20 protein-coding genes are annotated in these 19,819 nt (G+C 59.4%); 9 read left to right on the top strand and 11 right to left on the bottom strand.

The genetic code is table 11. The features are described 5' to 3' along the window. Positions 1–112: 112 nt before the first annotated feature. Positions 113–745 carry a DUF6474 family protein gene (locus L8V22_RS10285; protein ID WP_238801934.1) on the bottom strand — a complete coding sequence of 211 codons (633 nt, stop codon included), beginning with the start codon at positions 743–745 and terminating at the stop codon, positions 113–115. A gap of 69 nt (positions 746–814) precedes the next feature. Here L8V22_RS10285 and L8V22_RS10280 point away from each other — a divergent pair, with 69 nt between their 5' ends. Beyond that, positions 815–2,248, top strand: a complete 1,434-nt coding sequence (locus tag L8V22_RS10280; RefSeq protein ID WP_238801933.1) for a TM0106 family RecB-like putative nuclease — start codon at positions 815–817, stop codon at positions 2,246–2,248. Here the strand turns inward: L8V22_RS10280 and L8V22_RS10275 are convergent. Beyond that, positions 2,235–3,533, bottom strand: a complete 1,299-nt coding sequence (locus tag L8V22_RS10275) for a copper oxidase (protein WP_238801932.1) — start codon at positions 3,531–3,533, stop codon at positions 2,235–2,237. The two genes, L8V22_RS10280 and L8V22_RS10275, sit on opposite strands and share 14 nt — an antisense overlap. 10 nt (positions 3,534–3,543) lie before the next feature. Continuing rightward, positions 3,544–4,695, bottom strand: a complete 1,152-nt coding sequence (locus tag L8V22_RS10270) for an MFS transporter (protein ID WP_238801931.1) — start codon at positions 4,693–4,695, stop codon at positions 3,544–3,546. A gap of 70 nt (positions 4,696–4,765) precedes the next feature. Between L8V22_RS10270 and L8V22_RS10265 the strand changes: the two genes are divergently transcribed. Then, positions 4,766–5,620 carry a LysR family transcriptional regulator gene (locus tag L8V22_RS10265; RefSeq protein WP_238801930.1) on the top strand — a complete coding sequence of 285 codons (855 nt, stop codon included), beginning with the start codon at positions 4,766–4,768 and terminating at the stop codon, positions 5,618–5,620. Between the two features lie 43 nt (positions 5,621–5,663). On the opposite strand, the gene L8V22_RS10260 is transcribed toward L8V22_RS10265, so the two are convergent. Beyond that, the gene (locus tag L8V22_RS10260) at positions 5,664–6,266 is read right to left on the bottom strand and encodes a superoxide dismutase (RefSeq protein ID WP_005325362.1); all 603 of its coding nucleotides are present in this window, start codon (positions 6,264–6,266) and stop codon (positions 5,664–5,666) included. A 164-nt stretch (positions 6,267–6,430) separates the two neighbouring features. On the opposite strand from L8V22_RS10260, the gene msrA reads away from it, so the two are divergent. Then, entirely contained in the window at positions 6,431–7,078 is a 648-nt protein-coding gene (gene msrA, locus L8V22_RS10255) for a peptide-methionine (S)-S-oxide reductase MsrA (protein WP_238801929.1), read from the top strand. Here the strand turns inward: msrA and L8V22_RS10250 are convergent. Next, positions 7,075–8,817 (bottom strand): alpha/beta-hydrolase family protein, encoded by a 1,743-nt coding sequence (locus L8V22_RS10250; protein ID WP_238801928.1) that lies wholly within the window; start codon positions 8,815–8,817, stop codon positions 7,075–7,077. The genes msrA and L8V22_RS10250 overlap by 4 nt on opposite strands. An 87-nt stretch (positions 8,818–8,904) precedes the next feature. Here L8V22_RS10250 and L8V22_RS10245 point away from each other — a divergent pair, with 87 nt between their 5' ends. The 3 genes from L8V22_RS10245 to L8V22_RS10235 are packed head-to-tail and all read left to right on the top strand — an operon-like array spanning position 8,905 to position 11,497. After that, complete coding sequence (locus L8V22_RS10245) at positions 8,905–9,852, top strand: L-lactate dehydrogenase (protein ID WP_238801927.1); 948 nt, start codon at positions 8,905–8,907, stop codon at positions 9,850–9,852. Continuing rightward, positions 9,852–10,556, top strand: a complete 705-nt coding sequence (locus tag L8V22_RS10240) for a glycerophosphodiester phosphodiesterase family protein (RefSeq protein WP_238801926.1) — start codon at positions 9,852–9,854, stop codon at positions 10,554–10,556. The genes L8V22_RS10245 and L8V22_RS10240 overlap by 1 nt, the downstream gene beginning before the upstream one ends. 20 nt (positions 10,557–10,576) lie before the next feature. Beyond that, positions 10,577–11,497 carry a DUF5926 family protein gene (locus tag L8V22_RS10235; RefSeq protein WP_238801925.1) on the top strand — a complete coding sequence of 307 codons (921 nt, stop codon included), beginning with the start codon at positions 10,577–10,579 and terminating at the stop codon, positions 11,495–11,497. Between the two features lie 48 nt (positions 11,498–11,545). On the opposite strand, the gene L8V22_RS10230 is transcribed toward L8V22_RS10235, so the two are convergent. From L8V22_RS10230 to L8V22_RS10220, 3 genes are all read right to left on the bottom strand, one after another. Further along, positions 11,546–12,790, bottom strand: a complete 1,245-nt coding sequence (locus L8V22_RS10230; protein WP_238801924.1) for an LCP family protein — start codon at positions 12,788–12,790, stop codon at positions 11,546–11,548. A gap of 63 nt (positions 12,791–12,853) precedes the next feature. Further along, complete coding sequence (locus L8V22_RS10225; protein ID WP_238801923.1) at positions 12,854–13,552, bottom strand: CPBP family intramembrane glutamic endopeptidase; 699 nt, start codon at positions 13,550–13,552, stop codon at positions 12,854–12,856. Then, positions 13,549–14,685: an amidase gene (locus tag L8V22_RS10220; RefSeq protein ID WP_238801922.1), complete on the bottom strand. Its 1,137-nt coding sequence runs from the start codon at positions 14,683–14,685 to the stop codon at positions 13,549–13,551. Before L8V22_RS10220 ends, L8V22_RS10225 begins: the two co-directional genes overlap by 4 nt. A 33-nt stretch (positions 14,686–14,718) precedes the next feature. On the opposite strand from L8V22_RS10220, the gene pheA reads away from it, so the two are divergent. After that, positions 14,719–15,615 (top strand): prephenate dehydratase, encoded by an 897-nt coding sequence (gene pheA, locus L8V22_RS10215; protein WP_238801921.1) that lies wholly within the window; start codon positions 14,719–14,721, stop codon positions 15,613–15,615. A gap of 9 nt (positions 15,616–15,624) precedes the next feature. Next, on the top strand, positions 15,625–16,278 hold the full coding sequence (locus tag L8V22_RS10210; protein ID WP_238801920.1) for a histidine phosphatase family protein: 654 nt from the start codon (positions 15,625–15,627) through the stop codon (positions 16,276–16,278). Here the strand turns inward: L8V22_RS10210 and L8V22_RS10205 are convergent. From L8V22_RS10205 to L8V22_RS10195, 3 genes are read right to left on the bottom strand one after another with little or no spacing between them, the layout of a single operon-like run. Next, on the bottom strand, positions 16,275–16,622 hold the full coding sequence (locus L8V22_RS10205) for a metallopeptidase family protein (RefSeq protein WP_238801919.1): 348 nt from the start codon (positions 16,620–16,622) through the stop codon (positions 16,275–16,277). The two genes, L8V22_RS10210 and L8V22_RS10205, sit on opposite strands and share 4 nt — an antisense overlap. Beyond that, positions 16,622–17,695 carry a septum formation family protein gene (locus tag L8V22_RS10200; RefSeq protein WP_238801918.1) on the bottom strand — a complete coding sequence of 358 codons (1,074 nt, stop codon included), beginning with the start codon at positions 17,693–17,695 and terminating at the stop codon, positions 16,622–16,624. The genes L8V22_RS10205 and L8V22_RS10200 overlap by 1 nt, the downstream gene beginning before the upstream one ends. Positions 17,696–17,731: 36 nt before the next feature. Next, positions 17,732–18,481 carry a GntR family transcriptional regulator gene (locus L8V22_RS10195; protein WP_238801917.1) on the bottom strand — a complete coding sequence of 250 codons (750 nt, stop codon included), beginning with the start codon at positions 18,479–18,481 and terminating at the stop codon, positions 17,732–17,734. A 65-nt stretch (positions 18,482–18,546) separates the two neighbouring features. On the opposite strand from L8V22_RS10195, the gene serS reads away from it, so the two are divergent. Continuing rightward, positions 18,547–19,803: a serine--tRNA ligase gene (gene serS, locus L8V22_RS10190; protein ID WP_238801916.1), complete on the top strand. Its 1,257-nt coding sequence runs from the start codon at positions 18,547–18,549 to the stop codon at positions 19,801–19,803. Positions 19,804–19,819: the final 16 nt, after the last annotated feature.

Genomic DNA, 19,819 nt, shown 5'->3' with positions numbered 1-19,819 from the left:
ACTATCAGCAACCTTTTCGGGCTGAAAATACTTTTCCCGAAAAATCCCGGATCTTTATGGAAAATAAATAAACGCCACCACCTAATAGGGGGCGGTGGTGGCGTGGTTTCTCCTACTGGGCCAGACGCTGCTGGATTTCCGCAGTAATGGAGTCAATTTCTGAGCTAATGGTCTTGTGTGCGCGGCGGCGCTGCTGCTCAGTCATGAACTCGGCATTATCGATGGCGGAGTCTACTTCCTGCAGGCGGTCACGCACATCGCGCTTGAATCCGGCCGGAACGTCCGTGTTGTCGAGGGAGTTGCGGATGCCTGCGGTGCGGGCCTTAAGTGGTGCACCGTAACCGGAGAAGGAAGCCATCTGGTCCGAGCTCACACCGGCCTTAGCGGCCTTGCGCTTTTCGCCTTCGGTCTTCAAGCCTACGTAGCCACGGTAGAGAAGCGGCAGCAGCAGGGGCGCGGCGGTGCGCAGTGCACCGGCGTAGCGCTTGACGTTATCGGAATTAAATCGGCCGGCCTTGAGCTTGGCTAGCTCGTTCTTGGCCATCTTTTGCTCGTGCTTGCGGCGCTTCTTCAGGCCTTTTTCCTCAGACTTGATGAGGTGCTTTTCCTGCTTGGCCAGGAGCTTCTGCTGGCGGCGGCGGTCCTTAGACTGTGCCTTTACCTCTGCCTTAGCGCGGGTTTTGGCGGCCTTTGCCTGGGCACGTGCTTCTTGGCGGGCCTTTTTAACTTTCTTCAGAATGCTCATTAAATTTCCCTCACGTTTGATCGAGTCTGGATTCAACTTTACCTTGCCGTTCTATTAAGCTCACCCGGTGTGGAGGATGTGGTTGTTGCTTCGGACCTTGTGGGGTGTCGCTACCGCCTAGTGCAGCGGCGCGCGCACCCTGAGATGCCGCGTACCCATGCTTCGATCGCCCGGGCGGAACGCCATGCGGCCGCCGTGGAGGCGGTCATGGAGATGTTTCCCCGCAAGGGCTCTGGCCGGTTCCGCCGCATCGATTTAGAAGGAGATGAGTGGGAGCGCTCGATGCGTACCCTTGAAGCATTGGCTTCTGGATATACGCACATCACTAACGCGGTTTTTGCTACCGAGGAGTGGATGGTGCGCGTGGACTTGCTCCTGCGCGAGGGCGATAAATACACCCCAATCATCGTCTCCAATCACCGGGTCGCCCGGAAGAACGACACAAAGACGTCGTTGGCGGTGCCCACCCACCGCCTGGGCCTAAGCGAACCGCTCGAGGTGCCGTATAGGCTGCGCCATCATTCGGTGGATGGCTATCGCTTAGCTTTTGCTGCCCGTGCTCTACGCGATCTCGGTCTTGGTTCTGGCCGGGGCGGGGCCATTGGGCAGGATCGCACCCGGGCATTTTTCACCGAGACGGCCAAGTTCGATCTGGAACGCGCCTGGAATCAGCCGCTGCCCACCGCGCCGGTTCGGGTTAAGGAGTGCGCTAGCTGCCGTTTTTGGCCCCTGTGTGAACAGGAGTTGGTAGCGGCGGATGATATTTCGCTCTTTTTATCCGGCGACCGGGCTAAGCCTTATCGTGAGCGGGGGATTACTACGGTGCAGGCGCTTATCGACGCCAACTTAGGCGAACCCTCCCGCCTTGCCGCTGCCTGGCGCGCCGGGGAAGTGCTGCTGCGCCGCAGCGACGTGCACGTTCCGCGTGCGGACGTGGAAGTAGACGTGGATATGGAAGCTTATTTAGACCAGGGTGCATATCTTTGGGGCGTGTGGCACGACGGCGAGTACATCCCTTTCGTTACCTGGGAACCTTTGGGCGGGCGCGCCGAGGCAGAGAATTTCGCGGCTTTCTGGCGCTGGTTGATGGAGCTCCGCGCGAACGCACATGCCCAAGGCAAAACGTTTGCTGCGTATTGCTATTCGGCCCACGGTGAGAACCACTGGATGCGCATGTCTGCGCAGCGCTTCCGCGAGGTGGATGAGCGGGAGGTTGAAGAGTTTATTTCTTCGCGCGAGTGGGTCGATATGTTCGCCCACGTCAAAAGATCCTTCGCCGGCCCCTTCGGTTTAGGCCTAAAAGTGGTTGCGCCACAGGCCGGGTTTACTTGGCCCGAAGAGGACTTCGACGGCGAAGAATCCGTGAATGCGCGGCGCGAGGCGCTAGCCGGTGACCTCGTGGCGCGGCAGCGCTTGCTGGACTATAACTCCGGCGATGTGCAGGCGACCCGCGCGGTCCGCGAGTGGATGAACTCCGGAGCGCCGGGTACTACAGCGCTGTAAATAAGGCGTAGATGACCGCGAGGATCGCTACGCCCGCATAAATCTGGTTCCATTCAGGCCCCGGCTTAGGCTCCGGGCCTTCTGCCTTCTTCATCAAAACCTGCTTTTGGGCCTTGACCGCTCGGGCGATGAGCACGGGGTAGACCGCCAGAGACACGATGCACAGGAGGGAGGCGACCACCTTGAGCAGGGAAATGTCGGTGCCGATCCAAATGAGTAGCCCGCCGTTGACAAAGGTAGCGCGCAGGAGGCCGAGTTTGTCGAGCTGCTGCAGGCCCGCTCGGACGGCGGCGGGGCCGCCACCCATGGTGGTGGGCAAGAGGTAGCTCATGACCCCGATGAGGAGTTGCCCGGCAAATCCCACCAGCAAGGCGAGTGTAGGCAGCGCTGGCTCAGTGATAAAGAAGTGCTGCACGGTGTAGTACACCAGAGACAGCACCAGCCACAACGAGGCCATGAGAACGGAGACCGAGGCGAACGTGATGCGATCACGCGGTTCCTTCACCACTGTCAGTACGTTGGAGAGCCATTGCTGCAGGCTCAGCGTCCAACCGCAGCAGTAGACGATTAGGCCCAACTGAGGAAAGTCGAGGAAGGCGCCAACGATGGTGGCGGCCACGCCGACGGCGAGCAGCACAAAGGAGGATCGCATGTGGCGATTAATGCCCTGGGTGCGCCAGATAGACGGGAAAAGGATGGTGAGAGAGCCGGCTGCGGCCAAGCCGATGAATCCGCCGATATTGGCAGCAATATGGGCGAGCAGCAACGTGGGGTGTCCGGGATAGACGGCCAGCAACCCGCCGAAAATGGCGCCTACCGGCAGACAGAGGGCGGAAAGGACATACGCGCCCACCACGGGACGAAAACGCTTTTCTTTGGCGCCGCGCCATTGCTGGAAAAGTGACACCGCATGCCAGAACACCATAAGGGCAATGAGGGTGGCGCCCACTTGGGTGACGATCCAGTGCTGGGACCAATATTCCAGGAGGATTTGGCCAACCAATGCGATGATTATTCCGGCGTTGAGTCCATAAATACGGGCCAATTGGGTGGGCCGGGTGGAATCGGGGAGGCGCTGTTGGGTGAACTTTTCCGTCAGGTGCTGCGACCAGACGATGATGCTATTGCTTACCAGTCCGAGAGTGAATAGGTGGATGAGCACCCACCGATAATTCGGCACCAAGGTATGTGTTGCCCCCACGAGGATGAAGATCATCATCCATAGGGATACGGGACGGGAGGCTTTGCGGTGCCATGTCCGCGCTGACCATTTATTATCAGGCATAAAACCGAGTTTAGTCGGTTTTAATCGTGGTCCAAGTCAGCGCCGTAAGGGCGAGGGCTACGGCGGTGAAGAAGGCAATGAAGAGAGGCCAAGAAAGGGCGTCGAAAAGCAGCCCGGCACACGCGCCCACCACGGAAGATCCAAAGTAGTAGCAGAAAACATACATAGAGGAGGCTTCCGCGCGATCGTGTGTGGCAATCTGTCCCACCCACCCGGAGGCAGTGGAGTGTACTGCGAAAAACCCTACGGTAAAGGCGATCATGCCCAGAAGTGTTAGCGGCAGGTTACCGGCGCAGAGCGCGATACCTAGAGCGAAAAGCGCGGCCGAAGCACAGAGGGTTTTCCCATGGCCGATCCGCGCCACTAGTGATCCGGCTCGTGCCGAGGACCAGGTGCCGGAGAGGTAGAACAGGAAGGCCAAGCCGGCGAGTGAAGGAGCCAATCCGAAATCATCGATGAGCCGAAAGGTGAGGAAGTTATACATGGAGACAAAAGTGCCCATCGACAGGAATGCGGTGAGAAAGAGTAGTGCCAAATCCCGGTTAGCCCAGTGGCCAAAAAGCGCGCGGCTTTCGTTTTTGAGACGGATGGGCTTTGGGCGGAAATTGCGTTGTGCGGGAAGCAGAAGCCAGGACGTGAGAGCAAAGGTCAGTGAGACCAGCGCCGAGCCGAAAAGTGCCCAACGCCACGTGGAAACCTCCACCAGTCCGGTAGGGATGAGGCGCCCGGTAAGGCCGCCGATGGAGGTGCCAGCAATGTAGAGACCCATGGCCCGCGGCAGGGCTTGATCGTCGAGCTCTTCAGCAAGCCATGCCATCGCGGTAGCAGGGGCTCCGGAAAGGAGCGCGCCTTGGAGGCCGCGCAGCAGGATCAGCTGCCACCCCTGGTGGGCGATCGGTACCACGAGTCCGACACTGGTCGCGGCAACGGCCGAAATGAGGAGGATGCGTCCGCGTCCGAAACGCTCGGAGAGGATGGAAGCGGGCACCACACACAGGGCTAGCGCCCCCGTGGCGGCCGATACGGTCAGGGCAGCTTCGGTGGAGGACAGGCCCATGTTTTCTACCAGCGTGGGGAGGATAGCCTGGGTGGAATAGAGGCTGGAGAAAATGGCCAAGCCTACAAGGAGCATGGCTACCATAGCGCGCCGCGTTCGAGTCATGCTTTCAGCCTGCCCCGCTGCGCTGCATGTGTAAAATGTGGGGAATTGCGATAATCGATGCGGAGTATGCATGAATGTGGAGGATGTCCGCGGCTTCCTCGCGGTGGTGGAACACGGTCGAGTTGGCGCCGCGGCCGATGTTCTGGGAATTTCTCAATCAGCGTTAACCCGCCGCGTACAGCGCGTAGAGGCCAGCCTTGGCGCCCGCCTTTTCGAGCGCACTGGGCGCAGCTTGCACGTAAACTCGCGCGGCAGGGCCTTTGCTGCGGCTGGGCGGAAAATGCTCCGGGCCTACCACGTTGGGCGGGACGATGTAGCCCGTCTCATGGATCCAGAACACGGCACCGTGCGCTTAGATTTCATGCACTCGTTAGGTACCTGGTTAGTTCCGGACCTACTCAAAAGCTACCGCGCGCAGCACCCGCACGTGGATATTCGCCTGCACCAAGGAGCTGCCAAAGAGCTGGTGAGCAGGGTAGAAAATGGCGAGTCCGACCTGGCCCTCGTGGGCCCACGGCCTGATGCGGCATTGGGCTGGCACCAGATAAAAATCCAGCGCCTAGGTCTTGCGGTACCGGAAGGCCACTGGGCAGCGAACCAGAGAGAGGCTGACCTAGCGGAATTCGCCGCGGAGCCATTCATCGGCATGCTCCCTGGCTATGGCACGCGCATGCTTCTCGATGTCCTCGCAGAAGACGCCGGTTTCACCCCTCATCTGGTCTTTGAATCGATGGAGCTTACCACCGTCGCGGGGTTGGTAGCAGCAGGGTTGGGGGTGGCGCTATTGCCGCTCGATGATCCTTATCTACAGGTGGGAAGCTTGATTCCCCTCACGCCGCCCGCGTACCGCGAACTCGGATTGGTGTGGCGCGCCGGGGACGATGCGCCTCCGGTGCAACAATTCCGAGAGTTTATCCGGGCATAGAAAAAGCCGCCCCAGAGGGGGCGGCCCGAGTAACTAAAAGGGGTTACTTGGTGGCTGCAGCGAAGCGCTCAGCAACGTCATCCCAGTTGAAGACGTTCCATACGGCCTTAACATAGTCGGCCTTAACGTTCTTGTACTGCAGGTAGAAAGCGTGCTCCCACATATCCAGCATCAGCAGCGGGGTGAAGTTGATGGAGGTATTACCCTGCTGGTCAGTCAGCTGCTCGATGATTAGGCGGCCAGCAATGTGGTCGTAGCCCAGAACTGCCCAGCCGGAGCCCTGCAGGGAGGTAGCAGCAGCGGAGAAGTGAGCCTTGAACTTCTCAAAGGAACCGAAGTCACGGTTGATGGCCTCTGCCAGCTCGCCGGTTGGCTCGCCACCACCATTCGGGGACAGGTTCTTCCAGAAGATGGAGTGGTTGGTGTGGCCACCCAGGTTAAATGCCAAGTTCTTGGACAGGGCGCGGATGCGATCTGGGTTAGCCTCGCCGTTGCGCTCTTCCTCGAGCGCCTCGAGTGCAGCGTTAGCGCCAGCAACGTAGGTTGCGTGGTGCTTATCGTGGTGGAGCTCCATGATCTCTGCGGAGATGTGTGGCTCCAGTGCGTCGAATGCGTATGGGAGGTCAGGAAGTTCGTAAACAGCCATTTGTTAAATCCTTTCTTCGGGTACGTGTCCCGATGATAGGCACGGTTGAAAGATTTCGCCATGATTAATTCGAAATGTGGAACTCGCGCGAATATTAACTGGCTACGGAATAGCTTTCCGCAGTACAACGTTGGGAAGAAGGAATAAGGAAGGAGCTATACCTCATGTGGATGTTTAAGCCGGAGCCCAAACTAGTCGCCGCAGACGAGGCCCTGCCGGGTCGAGCCAAGCCGATCCTGAACCCTGCGCCGCATGCTGTTTTAGGAACGCCGATTACCGGCCCGTGGAAAGACGGACAGCGTTCCATTCTTATCGCGCTGGGATGTTTCTGGGGCGCGGAGAAAATGTTTTGGGAAACAGAAGGAGTGGAATCGACCTCGGTGGGCTATGCGGGCGGTACCACGCCGAATCCCACCTATTACGAGGTATGCCGTGGGTTGACCAACCATGCCGAGGTGGTAGAGGTGGTCTATGATCCGCAACGCGTCAGCCTGCGTGATCTCGTGGTGCAGGCCCTAGAAGCGCACGATCCTACCCAGGGCTTCCGTCAGGGCAACGATGTGGGAACGCAGTACCGCTCTGCCTTCTACCCACGCACGGAGGAAGAGCGTGTAGAAATCCAGAGCATCGTGGATTCCTATGCAGATAAGCTCAAGGAATTCGGATTTGGAGATACCACCACGGAAGTCAAGCTCCTTTCCGATACCGATTCCGGGGAATACTACTTAGCTGAAGATGAGCACCAGCAGTATCTACATAAGGTGCCCAATGGATACTGCCCACACCACAGCACCGGGGTGAAGTGCGACTAGGCGTCGCGCCGGATGAAGCGGGCGATCTTCTTGGCCAACCTCGGCGTAAGCGATTGGCGCGATTGGGAGCCTAAGACCTCATCCCAGTACCAGAGCATTTCCTCAAAGTAGTTGTGTCCGTGCCCGCCAGGGACGTTGAGGGAATTGATTTGGTCCAAGCCAATTTGCCACCAAGTAATAAAAGGTACCCAGTGCAGCTGCCGGAAAGTATCCGCGTGCAGTGCTTCCGGCTGCGGTTCACGGAGCCAGGTGGGCCTGCGCACGAGAAGGTTGAGATCCCACCACACGATTGCGTCGGAGGCATGCTGGGCAATGAGCATGCGGGGCCGGCGCCAAGTGTGGGCGTAGTCGTTGCCAAAGGCGTCGTGCAGGGTGTGGCTGGGGACGGCTGCGTAGCGGACATGCTTGCCGCCGTCGATAACGGGCAGGCGTTCCAAAGAGCCAATATCTCGGCGCAGACGTTGCGTAAAGTGCGTCATACGCGGAGGGCCAGAAAAGACGGCACCATTGCATTCAGAAAGTAGGTCCTCCTTATTATGGTAGTTATCCATAATGGCGTAAGCGCCAAGAGATTCGCCTGCGAAATAGAGCCGTGGGCGGTTTTCTTCTGGCAGTTTGTCTATTTCTTCTTGAACCACCCGAATCAATTCGCGGGCCGCCTGCTTCGGTGCGTTTTTATCCACGAGGTAAGCAAAAACCGAGGGTAGATAGGAATACTGCATGGTGACGGTGACGCAATCACCGCCCGTTAAGAACTCATAGGAGCTCGCGCCCCAGTTATTGATCCACCCCGAGCCGGCCGGCATCTGGATAACAATCGTTTCTCGCCGCAGTGCACCAGTGCGCTCGAGCTCGGCGCGAATTTTTTCCGCAGATTGCCGGAAGGAGCGGCCTGGGATGTAGCCGGCGTAGATGCGGATGGGCTCCTTGGCATCGTTCCCTGTCGCCGTGCGGATATCGCGGGCGCGGGGGCCATTGGATACGAAGCGACGGCCCTGTTGTCCCAGGGCCGACCACGGTTCGAGTGACCACGGGCTACCGGAACGTTCCGGCTCCCACGGCATAGAGGTGCCAGGGAAAATTTGCTTATTTATTCGCTGCGCTTGGTGTGATAGCGAGCGCAGCCAGCGCCGGAAAACCACGCGGTCAGAAAGTGCGAAGGCCGTTAAGCTCAGTCCCGCGGTAACCACCGGCCAAGCGATAAGCGCCGGTACCCAGCGCCCCAGCTGGCGCGAGAGCTTAGTAACCGCCAACTGGGTGGCCTCCCCGATGAGCAGTAGTGTGCCATAGCCTGCGGTGCCAGCAGCCAAGCCGATTGCCGCCGTGACGGGCCCGCGCACGAGCTGTTTATTGACCAACTCCGCCTGCTTTTTCTGGTTGCGCAGCGAAAGCACAGCATTAAACGCAGTGCCGGCACCGATAGCAAGGTGCAAAATTTGCCGATGCTGCGGCCCGAGACGGTCCTGCGGGCGTTTGCCAATGCTATTGAGGAAGAAGCTTGTCGAAGCCGCCCCTAAATGCCCAATTCCTTGCCCAATTGCCACGTTGGCAGCGGTCACCCACCACGGACGGGGGAGGAGGGAGGGGGAAACGGCAGCCCACGTGGCTAATTCGGCACCCAAAATTCCAGCCGACATATTGGGCGGTAAAGTTTGCCGGCTGGTCATACGGACGATGGGCGTGAGATCCGCGGCTACGCCAAGAGCGATTAGTGCAGCGCGGCGGAAAGCGCGTTTCATAATGCCTGATTGTCCCAGATTTCGTTGGGAATTTCAGTGTGAGATTAAGCCCGTGCAAAAATTCCGAGAAAGTTGCACAATGGGGTCATGGCAAATCATGTTGGAAACAAAGTAGTTCTCATCGGCGCAGGCGACGTGGGAGTCGCCTACGCCTTCGCTCTCATCAACCAAAGCATCGTTGACCACTTGGCAATCATCGACATCGATGAAAAGAAGCTAGAGGGAAACGTCATGGACCTCAACCATGGTGTTGTTTGGGCTCCCACCCGTACCCGCGTGACCAAGGGCACCTACGCCGATTGTGCAGATGCCGATATGGTCGTCATCTGCGCCGGTGCCGCACAGAAGCCGGGCGAGACCCGCTTGGACTTGGTAGGCAAGAATGTCAAGATCATGAACAGCATCGTTGCCGATGTCATGGCGAATGACTTTGATGGCATCTTCCTTGTCGCGTCCAACCCAGTGGACATCCTGACCTACGCCGTATGGAAGGCCTCCGGTCTGGACCACAAGCGCGTCATCGGCTCCGGCACCGTACTGGACTCCGCACGCTTCCGCTATATGCTAGGTGAGCTGGAAGGCGTTGCCCCGAAGTCCGTCCACGCCTACATTGTGGGCGAGCACGGCGATTCCGAGCTGCCCGCAGTCTCTACTGCCAACATCGCCGGTGTTCCGTTGTCTAAGAAGCTGGATACGGATCCGGAGTATGCAGGGCGCATCGAGAAGATCTTCGAAGATACCCGCGATGCCGCCTACTCCATTATTGACGCCAAGGGCTCCACTTCCTTCGGCATCGGTATGGGCTTGGCCCGCATTACCGCCGCCGTCATCCAGAACCAGGACGTGGCTCTGCCAGTTTCTGCGTACCTGCAGGGCGAGTACGGCGTAGAAGATCTCTACATCGGCACCGCTGCCATTATCAATCGCTCCGGCATCGTGCGCGCGATTGAGCTGCAGCTCAATGAGCACGAAAAGGAGCGTTTCGATGCTTCTGCGAAGACCCTGAATGACATCAAGGAAGAGTTCTTCGGCTAGTGAAGATTGTCGCTCACAGGGGATACTCCGGAAAATATCCAGAGCTATCTCCTCTAGCTTTTGAGAAGGCTTTAGATTTGCCAATTCATGGCGTCGAGTGCGATGTGCGCTTGACGCGCGATGGAAAGGTAGTGGTCCAACACGATCCCACGCTGGACCGCACTGCGGGGCGTCCTGGCCGCATTTCCAAGCTGGACTGGGAAGAATTGCGCGGCGTGGACATCGGTTCGGGCCAACGCATGATGCTTCTCGATGAACTCTTGGAACTACTAGAGGGCAAACCGCACCACCTATACATCGAGACCAAGCACCCCTCCGGGCAAGGCGACTTCCTGGAGGAGCAAACGGTTCTGCGCCTGCGATATGCAGGGCTTTTCGACGATCCCCGGATCCACGTCATCTCTTTTTCCCACCACGCCATTCGCCGCATGCAGAATTTGGCGCCGCACATGGACCGGGTTTATCTCCGCCGCGATTGGGAGCGCCACGTTAACCGTCCCGATGTGATGTTGTCTAAGCCCACTGCCCTGGGCGTATCCTTGCTGCGGGCGAAGCTACAGCCGGCAATTATCGGCGCCCAGGGATTGCCTACTTACCTGTGGACCGTAGATAAGCCAGAGGATATGAAGTGGGCGTGGGCCAACGGGGTGGATATGCTCGCTACCAACCAGCCTGAAGTGGCCCTGCATGCCATTGAGCTCTAGTAAGCAGGTATCTTGGAGGCATGGCCAAGAAGAAAAAGAACAAGGAACAGCTGCCTGAGGGTATGTCCCGCCGTCAGGCAAAACTCGCTGCTCGCGCCAAGGAGCGCGCTGCCCTAGAAAAGGACCCCCGCCCCTACGGCGGACTTGCTGCAGAGGCCTCCCTGGTCGCCATGCAGGAGTTCGTCCCCTCCGCTTTTGCCAAGCTTGAGGTCAAAGGCTGCGACAAAGACGTATATGTAGCCACCGTGTTGCCGGGCGCTTCTGCTGCGCTAATTCGTGATGCTGAATTTGGCGGCGATGCCTTCGTGGGCCTGCAGGTACAGTCGCATACCCATAACCCGGGCCGCGACTTGGCCTTTGCCCTTAACTGGGTAAAAAATAATGAACCCGGCGCCACCCTTGAATCCACCGCGGCCGATGGCTCGGAGCCGAAGCTGGAGGAGCTTATCGACGCCTCCGCAGCCCTCGACGTGCAGGTTCACCAAGACTTCGAGTGGTGGATCCCAGAGGGTGCACAGGTTACCCCGCAGATTGCGCAGTCCCTACGCGCAGCTAATGATTCCGTCATCGAATCCCACGAAGTGGGTGAGAACATCACCGGCGCTGCTTTTTGGGCAAATGCCGGCGGTGGCAAGGCCCACATCCGTTGGGTCCGCCCGAGCGATGATGAATCCGCATTCCTGAACGCACTAGCTCGCGTAGCCGCCCGCGGTGAGCTGAACCTCGGTGAGGGCACCAAGTTTGCCGGTGTCTTCCGCACGCACGGTCTCATCGCCCCAGTCTTCGACCTGGATCCAGAGGTTGACTACGCTTCTTATGAGGACCACCTCACCCGCGTGGATAAGGCCCTGGAGGAGGAAATCCCTAATGATGCTCAGCTAAGTGCCGATGAGCGCAAGCAGCTAGAAAACATTAAATCCCGCCAGGTTACCCTGCGCTAAAGACATAAAAATGGCACCTCCTGTGGGGGAGGTGCCATTTTTTGATCGCTATTTAAGGGAATCCCACAATCCGGAGGCTGCTTCCTCGTCCCAGAGGACTACGTTGCCTACCTCGGTGTCTTGGAATCCACCGACGGGGACGGTCTCTGTTTCTACTCCGGAGCCCATGGCGAGTGCCACGCGGGCAAGGTGCCAGACGTGGTCGCCCTCGTCCACGATGAACGAGGAAGCGGTGTGGTTGACCAAAGAGAAGGCACGGAAAGGGTTGATAAGGGTAGCTGGGGAAGCGACCTTATCCAGCAAGGCGGAGAAGAATTCGCGCTGGCGCTGCACGCGGTCTAGGTCTCCCATGGCAGTAGCACGGGTGCGCACGTAGCCCAAAGCATCGCGTCCCTTGAGCTTTTGGCAGCCGTCTTGGAGATCGATGCTGGCTAGCGGATCATTGATGGGTTCTTTCACGCAAACATCCACGCCGCCGACGGAATCGACCACATTGGCCAGGCCACCCATACCGATCTCGGCATAGTGGTCGATGTGCAGACCGGTTGTCCCTTCAACGGTTTGGGTGAGTAGCTGCGGTCCACCGTAGGTAAAGGCGGCATTGATCTTGTCCATGCCAAAACCGGGGACTTCCACGTAGCTATCGCGCGGAATGGACACAAGCTTGGCCTTGCCGGTGCGAGGGATGTGCAGCAGCATGATGGTATCGGTGCGGCCTTCGCCCACATCGCCGCCGGTGCCCAATTCAACCTGCTGTTCCTCGCTTAGGCCTTGACGGGAATCGGAACCAACAAGCAACCAGTTGGTACCGGCGGTATTAGGCACTTGGTCTTCGGGGAGCGCCTCGATACGGGTCAGGCGAGCATCGGTCCAAAACATAAAGACGAGGTTGAATATCAAGAGGACAACCAGCGCCAGACCAATACAACCGAGGGCGCGCTTGGCCGGATTGACCTTCTTGCGGCGGCTATGTGGGCGCTGACGTGGCGCCGGTCGGCGTTCGGTTCGACGAGGCGGGCGTTGTTGCGCTCGGTATTGACTCGGGTAGCGGCTCGGCGTTGGGGGCGGGGTGCGGCGCGGTGGCTGTTGCTGCCGCTGTGGCTGCGGAGCGCGGAAGGATTGCTGTTCCGGTTCGATGCGCCGCGGTGTCGGGCGAGCGGCGGTGCGGCGTCGGATAGGGCGGCCGTATCGATCCTTGAGGGGACGTCCATCGGCCCCAAGGACGAATTCAGTGGAGGAACCGTCGCCGGCTCGGCGGGCCTCCCTATGCGGATCTCGTCCTGATTCAGTCATGCGCTATACCTTACAAGGTGCGGGGAGTTTCGCCCGCTTCGCGACGTCCCCCTAAGGGAATTTTCACAGGAAGGAATAACCCACGAAAGCGACGGCGTCGATAAGAAAATGCGCTATGACCAACGGCCATACCCGCCCCGTGCGGTGGTAGTAGTAGCCGTAAATTAAACCCATGATGATATTGCCAAATCCAGCGGAAACGCCTTGGTAGAGGTGATAGGAACCGCGCAAGATGGAGCTTGCGGCAAGCGTGGCCGGCAGGGACCAACGGGCCTGGCGCAGGCGCGTCAGGAGCCACATCACCACTACGGTCTCTTCTGCAAAGGCGTTGGCGGCCGCCTTGAGAAGGGATACGGGGATCTCTAGCCAGACATTGGCAAAATCACCAGGTATGACCTCTTTGCTCCAGCCAAAATGTACCGCTGTGAAGTACAACGCGAGGCCCGGGATGCCAATTAAGGCGGCAAGCCCCGCGCCCTCCAGACAGTCGCGGGTGCGGTAAGAACGCGGGAAAATATGGTCCTTAGCCAGCAGGAAAAGCGCCAAAGCACCATAGGAGCAGAGTACGGCGGCCGAGCACAGCTGCAGGCCCATATCCACCCAGGCTAAAGAGGACTGGCTGGAATTGAGCGTGACTGATTGCTCATTGAGCCGCTGTGGCGAGGCAAGAGAATTGATGAGATGCAGCACCGCCCGCACCCCGGAAATGCCAAAAGTGAGGGTGAGGACGATGAGCAGTTCGGCGCGTAGGGACTTAGTCATGGGTGCAGGATGTGGGCAAGGCCGAGGAGGGCGGCGTCGGAAAGCGTAATGCTTCCCAGGTGTACGCCCACCGGCGGGTGATTGGGTACGGCCCACGGTACGGAAATGGCTGGCAGGCGGGCCATGTTGAACAGGGAACCCCACGGCGACCACCGGGTCTGGGCCGCGAAATTTTCCGCATGGGAAAGAGAGAGGAAATGGCCAATGCGCGGCGGATCCGTGGTCAGCATTGGGGTGAGGATGGCATCGACGCCCCACTCCTGGGCTAGTAAGCCGGGCAGCTGCCGGACATGTGCCCGCGCCGCGGCCAGTTCGGCGGAGCTGACGCGCTGGCCCTGCTGGGCAATCCACGCGGCGTAACCCGCCGCTGGGCTGAGCCCCCCTAGGCGGGAGGTAAAGGTATTTCGGAAATGCGCAAAAGTTGCTCGTGCCTGCGGGTAGGGGGAAATGGGCACTACGTGGAAGCCGGCTGCTCGCAGGCGTTCGGCCGCCTCGCGGGCAGCGCGCAGGTGGTGCGCGTCGACGCTGGCATCGCAGAACAATGGCTCTACCAGCAGCCCGATGCGGGCGCGGGGAGTGATCATGCGGTGGCCATGCAGAAACGCATTATCGGCCACGGTCCGGGTGATAAACCCCTGCACGCCTAGCTCTTTGCCGGCCGGCTTAAAGCCCACCACGCCGCAGGCCGCGGCGGGCACGCGGATGGATCCGCCGCCGTCGCTGGCGTGTGCGGCGCGCAGTAACCCCCGTGCGACCTGTACCGCCGCACCACCTGAGGAACCACCTGGAGTGCAGCCCGGGTAGAGGGGATTGTGCGGGTGGGGTAGGCCCACCGGCTCCGTATCCACGCGCAGACCCAGCTCCGGGGTGGAGGACTTACCGATGAATAACGCACCCTGCTTTTCTAGGTCCTCTAAGAAAGCATCGCTGCATTCGGGAAAGTAAGTGCGATCGACATTTCCCAAGGTGGTGGGCATGCCACGGACGTCGCAGAGATCCTTGGCGGAGAGCACCCAGCCGGCAAGCCGGCCGTGACCGGAGGGTGTGCGGTCCATATCCAAGTAGACAAAACCGTGCTCCTCTGGGGCAAGGCCGTTCAGGTCCGCGCGGAGTTGTTCTACGGAAAAGTCCATGGAGCACCAGTCTAGTGGGCTAAGGTGACGTGCATGACCACCACCATTGCCTTCCTCGGGCCGGCCGGAACCTTTACAGAAGCGGCCGTGCACAAGTTTTCCGCATACCTATCTGAGGTAGAGCCCTTGCCGGTTGGCTCTCCCTCGGAAGCTGTGGCCGCCGTGCGCGCCGGGCAGGCGGATTATGCCTGCGTGGCCATTGAAAATTCCGTGGATGGTGCGGTGACCACGACTTTTGACGCGCTTGTTGAAGCAGAACCGGTGCAGATTTACCGCGAGGTGGATATTCCCGTTGCTTTTAGCATCATGACCAGGCCGGGCGCGGACGGTATTAGACGTCTGAGCACTCACCCAGTGGCTTTCCAGCAAATCCGCGGCTGGGTAAAAGACAACTTGCCGGAGGTTGAGTTTGTACCGGCCAGTTCCAATGCCGCTGCGGCCGAAGCCGTAGCCCGCGGGGATGCGGATGCCGCTGCAGCGCCGGTGCGGGCCGCCGAAATCTTCGGATTGGAGGCTATCGCCCGCGGTGTGGCGGATGTCAAGGGCGCCGTAACGCGCTTCGTTCTAGTGGGAAAACCGGGAAAGCCCACCGCGCGTACCGGCCAGGACCGCACGAGCGTAATTTTCACCCTGCCCAATGAGCCCGGCAGCCTGGTAGGTGCATTGCAGGACTTTGCGCACCGCGGGGTGGACCTCTCCCGGATTGAATCGCGGCCCACGCGGCAAGCCTTTGGCACCTACCGTTTCTATGTGGATCTCATCGGGCATATCGATGATCAGCCGGTTGCGGAGGCGTTGCGAGCATTATGGCTGCGGGCAGAGAACTTGCTCTTCCTCGGCTCGTGGCCCACGGCAACCCCAGCGGGAAAGCCGCCGCGCGATCTGGCAGCGGCGGATGATTGGGTAGCGCGGGCACGCAGGGGGCAATAATCTAGGAGTATGCCTGGAAGAATTATCCTGCTGCGCCACGGCCAGACCTATTCCAATATTTCCCGCTTACTCGATACCCGCCCGCCGGGGGCCGAGCTTACCGAGCGCGGGCGCGACCAAGCTACGGAGGTAGGCCGTGAGCTGGCGCAGTTGGTGGGTGAGCGCGAGGTGGAATTTAAATGCTCCGTCGCGCTGCGCGCGCAGCAAACCGCAATGCTGTCAGCGTGCGCTTTTGAACAGGAGCGCGGCTTGCCAGAGTTTTCTCAGCGTGTGGACGTGATTGCCGGTGTGCATGAGATTTTTGCCGGCGATTGGGAAATGGACGGCAGCGAGGATGCTCACCGTTCGCACATGGTGGCCATGCGTGGCTGGTGCGATGGCGAGCGGGGCGCCGGGATGGAAGGCGGCGAGACCTTGGATGATGTGCTGGCTCGCTACCAGCCGGTGTTGGAGGGCATTGCAGAGCAGCTTGCCGACGACCAAGATGTGATCCTAGTCAGCCACGGCGCGGCCATCCGTGTGGTGACCAAGCACGCCACGGGTGTTGATGCCGACTTTGCCTATACCGGCTACCTGGCCAATTGCCGCTTCATGGTGATAGAACCACGCGGCAAGGGCTTTGGTGAGTGGACATTGACCCGTTGGGCAGATACGGAGCTCTAGCCCCAGCCCAGCCGGTGCAGCTCCTCTTCTTCGAGGCCGAAGTAGTGCCCGAGCTCATGGAATACGGTGACTTTGACCTGTTCCGCTAGTTCTTCCTCGCTGCCGGACCAGCGCTGCAGCGACTTCCGGTAAATGAAGATCGCATCGGGCAAGAATCCGGTGTGATCGAAGGTGCGGTGGGGTAGAGCCACGCCTTCGTAGAGCCCGAGCAGCATTGGGTTATCGGGGTTTTCATCTTCGACCAAGATGACGAGGTTGCGCATGCGGCGCACAAATTCCTCGGGTACCTGATCCAGCGCCTCGTTGACCATTTCGTTGAAGCGCTCTTCCGAAACCTCCACCATTAGGGTGCTGGGGCTGGTGCAGGGGCGGCGGATTCGGGTGCCGGCTTATTGTCCTTATCCTCGCGCAGCGGATTGCGCTCAGGTCGCTCCTCCGGCGGATTGCCGTCGATAGTCAGCGCCTGGCGGCCACCGGTAGCGGAGCCGGTGATGGCAGAGAAGCCGCCGCCTTCGCGGGCGTGCACAAGGGAGCAATTGACGGACTTGGTGCCGCCATTCCACGAGGCCTCGGTGATAGACCCCCAGAATGGCTGCAGTGTGGACTGGTAAAGCTGCTCCTCGCCGCCGAGGTAGTCTTCGGTAGCGGCGGTACAGGTATCGGAAAGGAATTTGTCCATATCCTTGCCGTCCGGGTAGCCATCAGGGAACTGCTTGCCCACATCAATAACGGATACGGTCTCCATCTGGTGTGGCTTAGCGCAGTCGACCACGTGCGGAACCTGCTTGTCATCAATGGCCAAGCACTCGCCCGGCTGGGTGAGGTTGGCTTGCTCGGAAGCCTCTACGTTGCCGGTATTAAGCTGCGGTACGCCGTGATCATCGGTGGTTTGCAGGCCGCAGAGCAGGGTGCGGTCACCCCGGTCCCAAGCGGACTGCGGCGGAAGAATGGATGCCACATCGTACTTACCATTCGGATCCCATTTGCCGTGCAGGTAGCCCACGGTAGCGGATTCACACAGCTCATCGCGCAACTGGTGTTGGCGGGTAAGCGCTGGGCGAGTGGCATCGGTGCCGAATTCACTGGTGGGGTAGACACTTAAGTCTTCAGTCTTGGAAACCTCGAAGCGGTGCTGTTCGGAACAGGGCACTTCCTTGAAGCCGGTGGCGGAGCCATCTTGCGCGATATCCCACGTCAAACAGGCGCCGGCGGCCGCGGCGGTGAAAGGCTCCGGCTTGGGAGCTGCGGTTTCTGAAGCATCGCCATTATCATGCTGTCGGGCAGCGGTAGTGTCTTCGCCGCCTGATTTGTGGGAGCTGATAACGCCGTAGATGCCCATGAAAACGGCCGCCGCGATTGCCGCAATCAAGACAATCTGGACGGCCACAGGGGAACGCCACGCAGGTGATTTCTTCATAAGGCCCTTAATCTTACCTTTTCAGCAGGGTGCTGGCTAGATGCTGTTCTCCCTAGCCACGCGGGTAGTCAGGCGGTAACGGTCCGTACGGTAGACCGAGGAACACCACTCCACCGGTCTATCGCCCGAGCGGGAGTAGCGCACAATATGCAGCAGTGGGGTGCCCACGGGGACGTCGAGAAGCGGGGCAGTGTCCGCATCGGCCGAAATTGCAGAGACCGTCTGATCCGCATCGGTAATGGGGGCATCAAAGACAGAATCGAGGATGGCGTAGACCGAGTTGTAGATGTCATTTTCCAGAAGGTTGGGCGCAAACGTGGAGTTATACCAGCCATCGTCAATGGAGTACGGTTCGCCATCGCCCAAACGCAGGCGGCGCAAATGAATATGTTCGGTGTGGGCAGGAGTATCAAAAAAGATGGCGGCGTCTTCTGGGGCGCTACTGCGGCCGCTGGTAAGGATCTTGGAGGAGGCGGTGACGTCTTGGGCGCCCATCTCATCCGAAAATGAGGCTAGGTGGAGCCGGGATACTAAAGGATTGGGGGCTACGAAGGTGCCCTTGCCGCGGACGCGACGCAATTTTCCGGCTGCAACGAGATCCCCGATGGCACGACGCACTGTGATACGTGACACTCCGTAGGTTTCTTCAAGGAGCCTTTCGCCGGGGAGTATATCGCCGGGTTTGAGAGTCGTGCGACACAATTCTTCGAGAATATCGTGTAATTGGGCGTGTTTTGGAACGGGACCGTCCGTAATTGTGCGGGCGGGGAGCGGAACGGCGGACATAACACCATGATAATTCGCTGGTTATTACCACCGCAAGGTGTAGTCAATACGCTAAACTTACATTCGTGATTGATCTCAAGCTACTCCGCGAAAACCCCGACGTTGTCCGTGCTTCCCAGGTGAACCGAGGTGAGGATCCCTCCCTCGTGGATAAGCTTTTGGAAGCTGATGAGCAGCGCCGTGCTGCTATCCAGAAGGCCGACGAACTGCGTTCCGAGCAGAAGGCTTTTGGCAAGAAGATCGGCCAGGCCTCCCCGGAGGAGCGCCCCGCTTTGCTGGAGGGCTCCAATGAGCTGAAGGCCAAGGTTAAGGAGGCGGAAGAGGCGCAGTCCGCCGCTGAGGCCAAGGTAGAAGAGCTGCAGTACAAGCTGGATAACGTGGTTGAAGGTGCCCCAGCCGGCGGCGAAGATGACTTCGTGGTGGTAGAAGAAGTTGGCCAGATTCCGGAGTTCGATTTCGCACCGAAGGACCATCTTGAGCTGGGCGAATCCCTAGGCCTCATCGATGTCAAGCGCGGTGCCAAGGTAGGTGGCGCTCGCTTTTACTACCTCACCGGTGATGGTGCCTTCCTGCAGTTGGGAATGCTCATGCTTGCGGCGCAAAAGGCGCGGGAAGCCGGCTTTAAGCTGATGATTCCGCCAGTTCTGGTCCGCCCAGACATTATGTCCGGCACCGGTTTCTTGGGACAGCACTCCGATGAGGTCTACTACTTGCCGGCCGATGATATGTACCTGGTTGGTACCTCTGAGGTAGCCCTTGCTGGCTACCATAAGGACGAGATTATTGACCTTTCCAATGGTCCGCTGCAGTACGCCGGTTGGTCCTCCTGTTTCCGCCGTGAAGCTGGCTCCCATGGCAAGGACACCCGTGGCATCTTGCGTGTCCACCAATTCGACAAGCTAGAAATGTTTGTTTACTGCAAGCCGGAAGATGCTGAGGACATGCACCAGCGCCTTCTATCCATGGAAAAGGATATGCTTGCAGCCATGGAGCTGCCCTACCGCACCATCGATATCGCCGGTGGTGACCTCGGTTCCTCGGCGGCCCGCAAGTTCGATAATGAGGCGTGGGTCCCTACCCAGGGCACCTACCGCGAGCTGACCTCCACCTCGAACTGCACCACCTTCCAGGCTCGCCGCCTGTCCACCCGTTACCGTGACGAGAACGGCAAGACCCAGACCGCTGCTACCCTGAACGGCACTTTGGCCACTACCCGCTGGCTCGTTGCTATTTTGGAAAACCACCAGCAGGCCGACGGCTCTGTTGTTGTCCCTGAGGCCCTGCGCCCCTTTGTGGGCAAGGATGTCCTGACCCCGCAGTAAGTCCGCCGTCGTCCTG

The organism is Corynebacterium yonathiae (genome assembly GCF_027570195.1).
Lineage (GTDB): Bacteria > Actinomycetota > Actinomycetes > Mycobacteriales > Mycobacteriaceae > Corynebacterium > Corynebacterium yonathiae.
Note: the sequence above shows the minus strand (reverse complement) of the source record. Positions and strands in the feature narration are given on the sequence as shown.

Excerpts from the sequence above, each read along its gene's own strand:
- L8V22_RS10220 (WP_238801922.1), bottom strand. The coding sequence starts at position 14,685 with ATGGACTTTTCCGTAGAACAACTCCGCGCGGACCTGAACGGCCTTGCC.
- L8V22_RS10245 (WP_238801927.1), top strand. The coding sequence starts at position 8,905 with ATGGCAAATCATGTTGGAAACAAAGTAGTTCTCATCGGCGCAGGCGAC.
- L8V22_RS10225 (WP_238801923.1), bottom strand. The coding sequence starts at position 13,552 with ATGACTAAGTCCCTACGCGCCGAACTGCTCATCGTCCTCACCCTCACT.
- pheA (WP_238801921.1), top strand. The coding sequence starts at position 14,719 with ATGACCACCACCATTGCCTTCCTCGGGCCGGCCGGAACCTTTACAGAA.
- L8V22_RS10275 (WP_238801932.1), bottom strand. The coding sequence starts at position 3,533 with ATGCCTGATAATAAATGGTCAGCGCGGACATGGCACCGCAAAGCCTCC.
- L8V22_RS10285 (WP_238801934.1), bottom strand. The coding sequence starts at position 745 with ATGAGCATTCTGAAGAAAGTTAAAAAGGCCCGCCAAGAAGCACGTGCC.
- L8V22_RS10265 (WP_238801930.1), top strand. The coding sequence starts at position 4,766 with ATGAATGTGGAGGATGTCCGCGGCTTCCTCGCGGTGGTGGAACACGGT.
- L8V22_RS10235 (WP_238801925.1), top strand. The coding sequence starts at position 10,577 with ATGGCCAAGAAGAAAAAGAACAAGGAACAGCTGCCTGAGGGTATGTCC.
- L8V22_RS10270 (WP_238801931.1), bottom strand. The coding sequence starts at position 4,695 with ATGACTCGAACGCGGCGCGCTATGGTAGCCATGCTCCTTGTAGGCTTG.
- L8V22_RS10260 (WP_005325362.1), bottom strand. The coding sequence starts at position 6,266 with ATGGCTGTTTACGAACTTCCTGACCTCCCATACGCATTCGACGCACTG.
- L8V22_RS10205 (WP_238801919.1), bottom strand. The coding sequence starts at position 16,622 with ATGGTGGAGGTTTCGGAAGAGCGCTTCAACGAAATGGTCAACGAGGCG.
- L8V22_RS10200 (WP_238801918.1), bottom strand. The coding sequence starts at position 17,695 with ATGAAGAAATCACCTGCGTGGCGTTCCCCTGTGGCCGTCCAGATTGTC.
- L8V22_RS10230 (WP_238801924.1), bottom strand. The coding sequence starts at position 12,790 with ATGACTGAATCAGGACGAGATCCGCATAGGGAGGCCCGCCGAGCCGGC.
- L8V22_RS10195 (WP_238801917.1), bottom strand. The coding sequence starts at position 18,481 with ATGTCCGCCGTTCCGCTCCCCGCCCGCACAATTACGGACGGTCCCGTT.
- L8V22_RS10210 (WP_238801920.1), top strand. The coding sequence starts at position 15,625 with ATGCCTGGAAGAATTATCCTGCTGCGCCACGGCCAGACCTATTCCAAT.
- msrA (WP_238801929.1), top strand. The coding sequence starts at position 6,431 with ATGTGGATGTTTAAGCCGGAGCCCAAACTAGTCGCCGCAGACGAGGCC.
- L8V22_RS10250 (WP_238801928.1), bottom strand. The coding sequence starts at position 8,817 with ATGAAACGCGCTTTCCGCCGCGCTGCACTAATCGCTCTTGGCGTAGCC.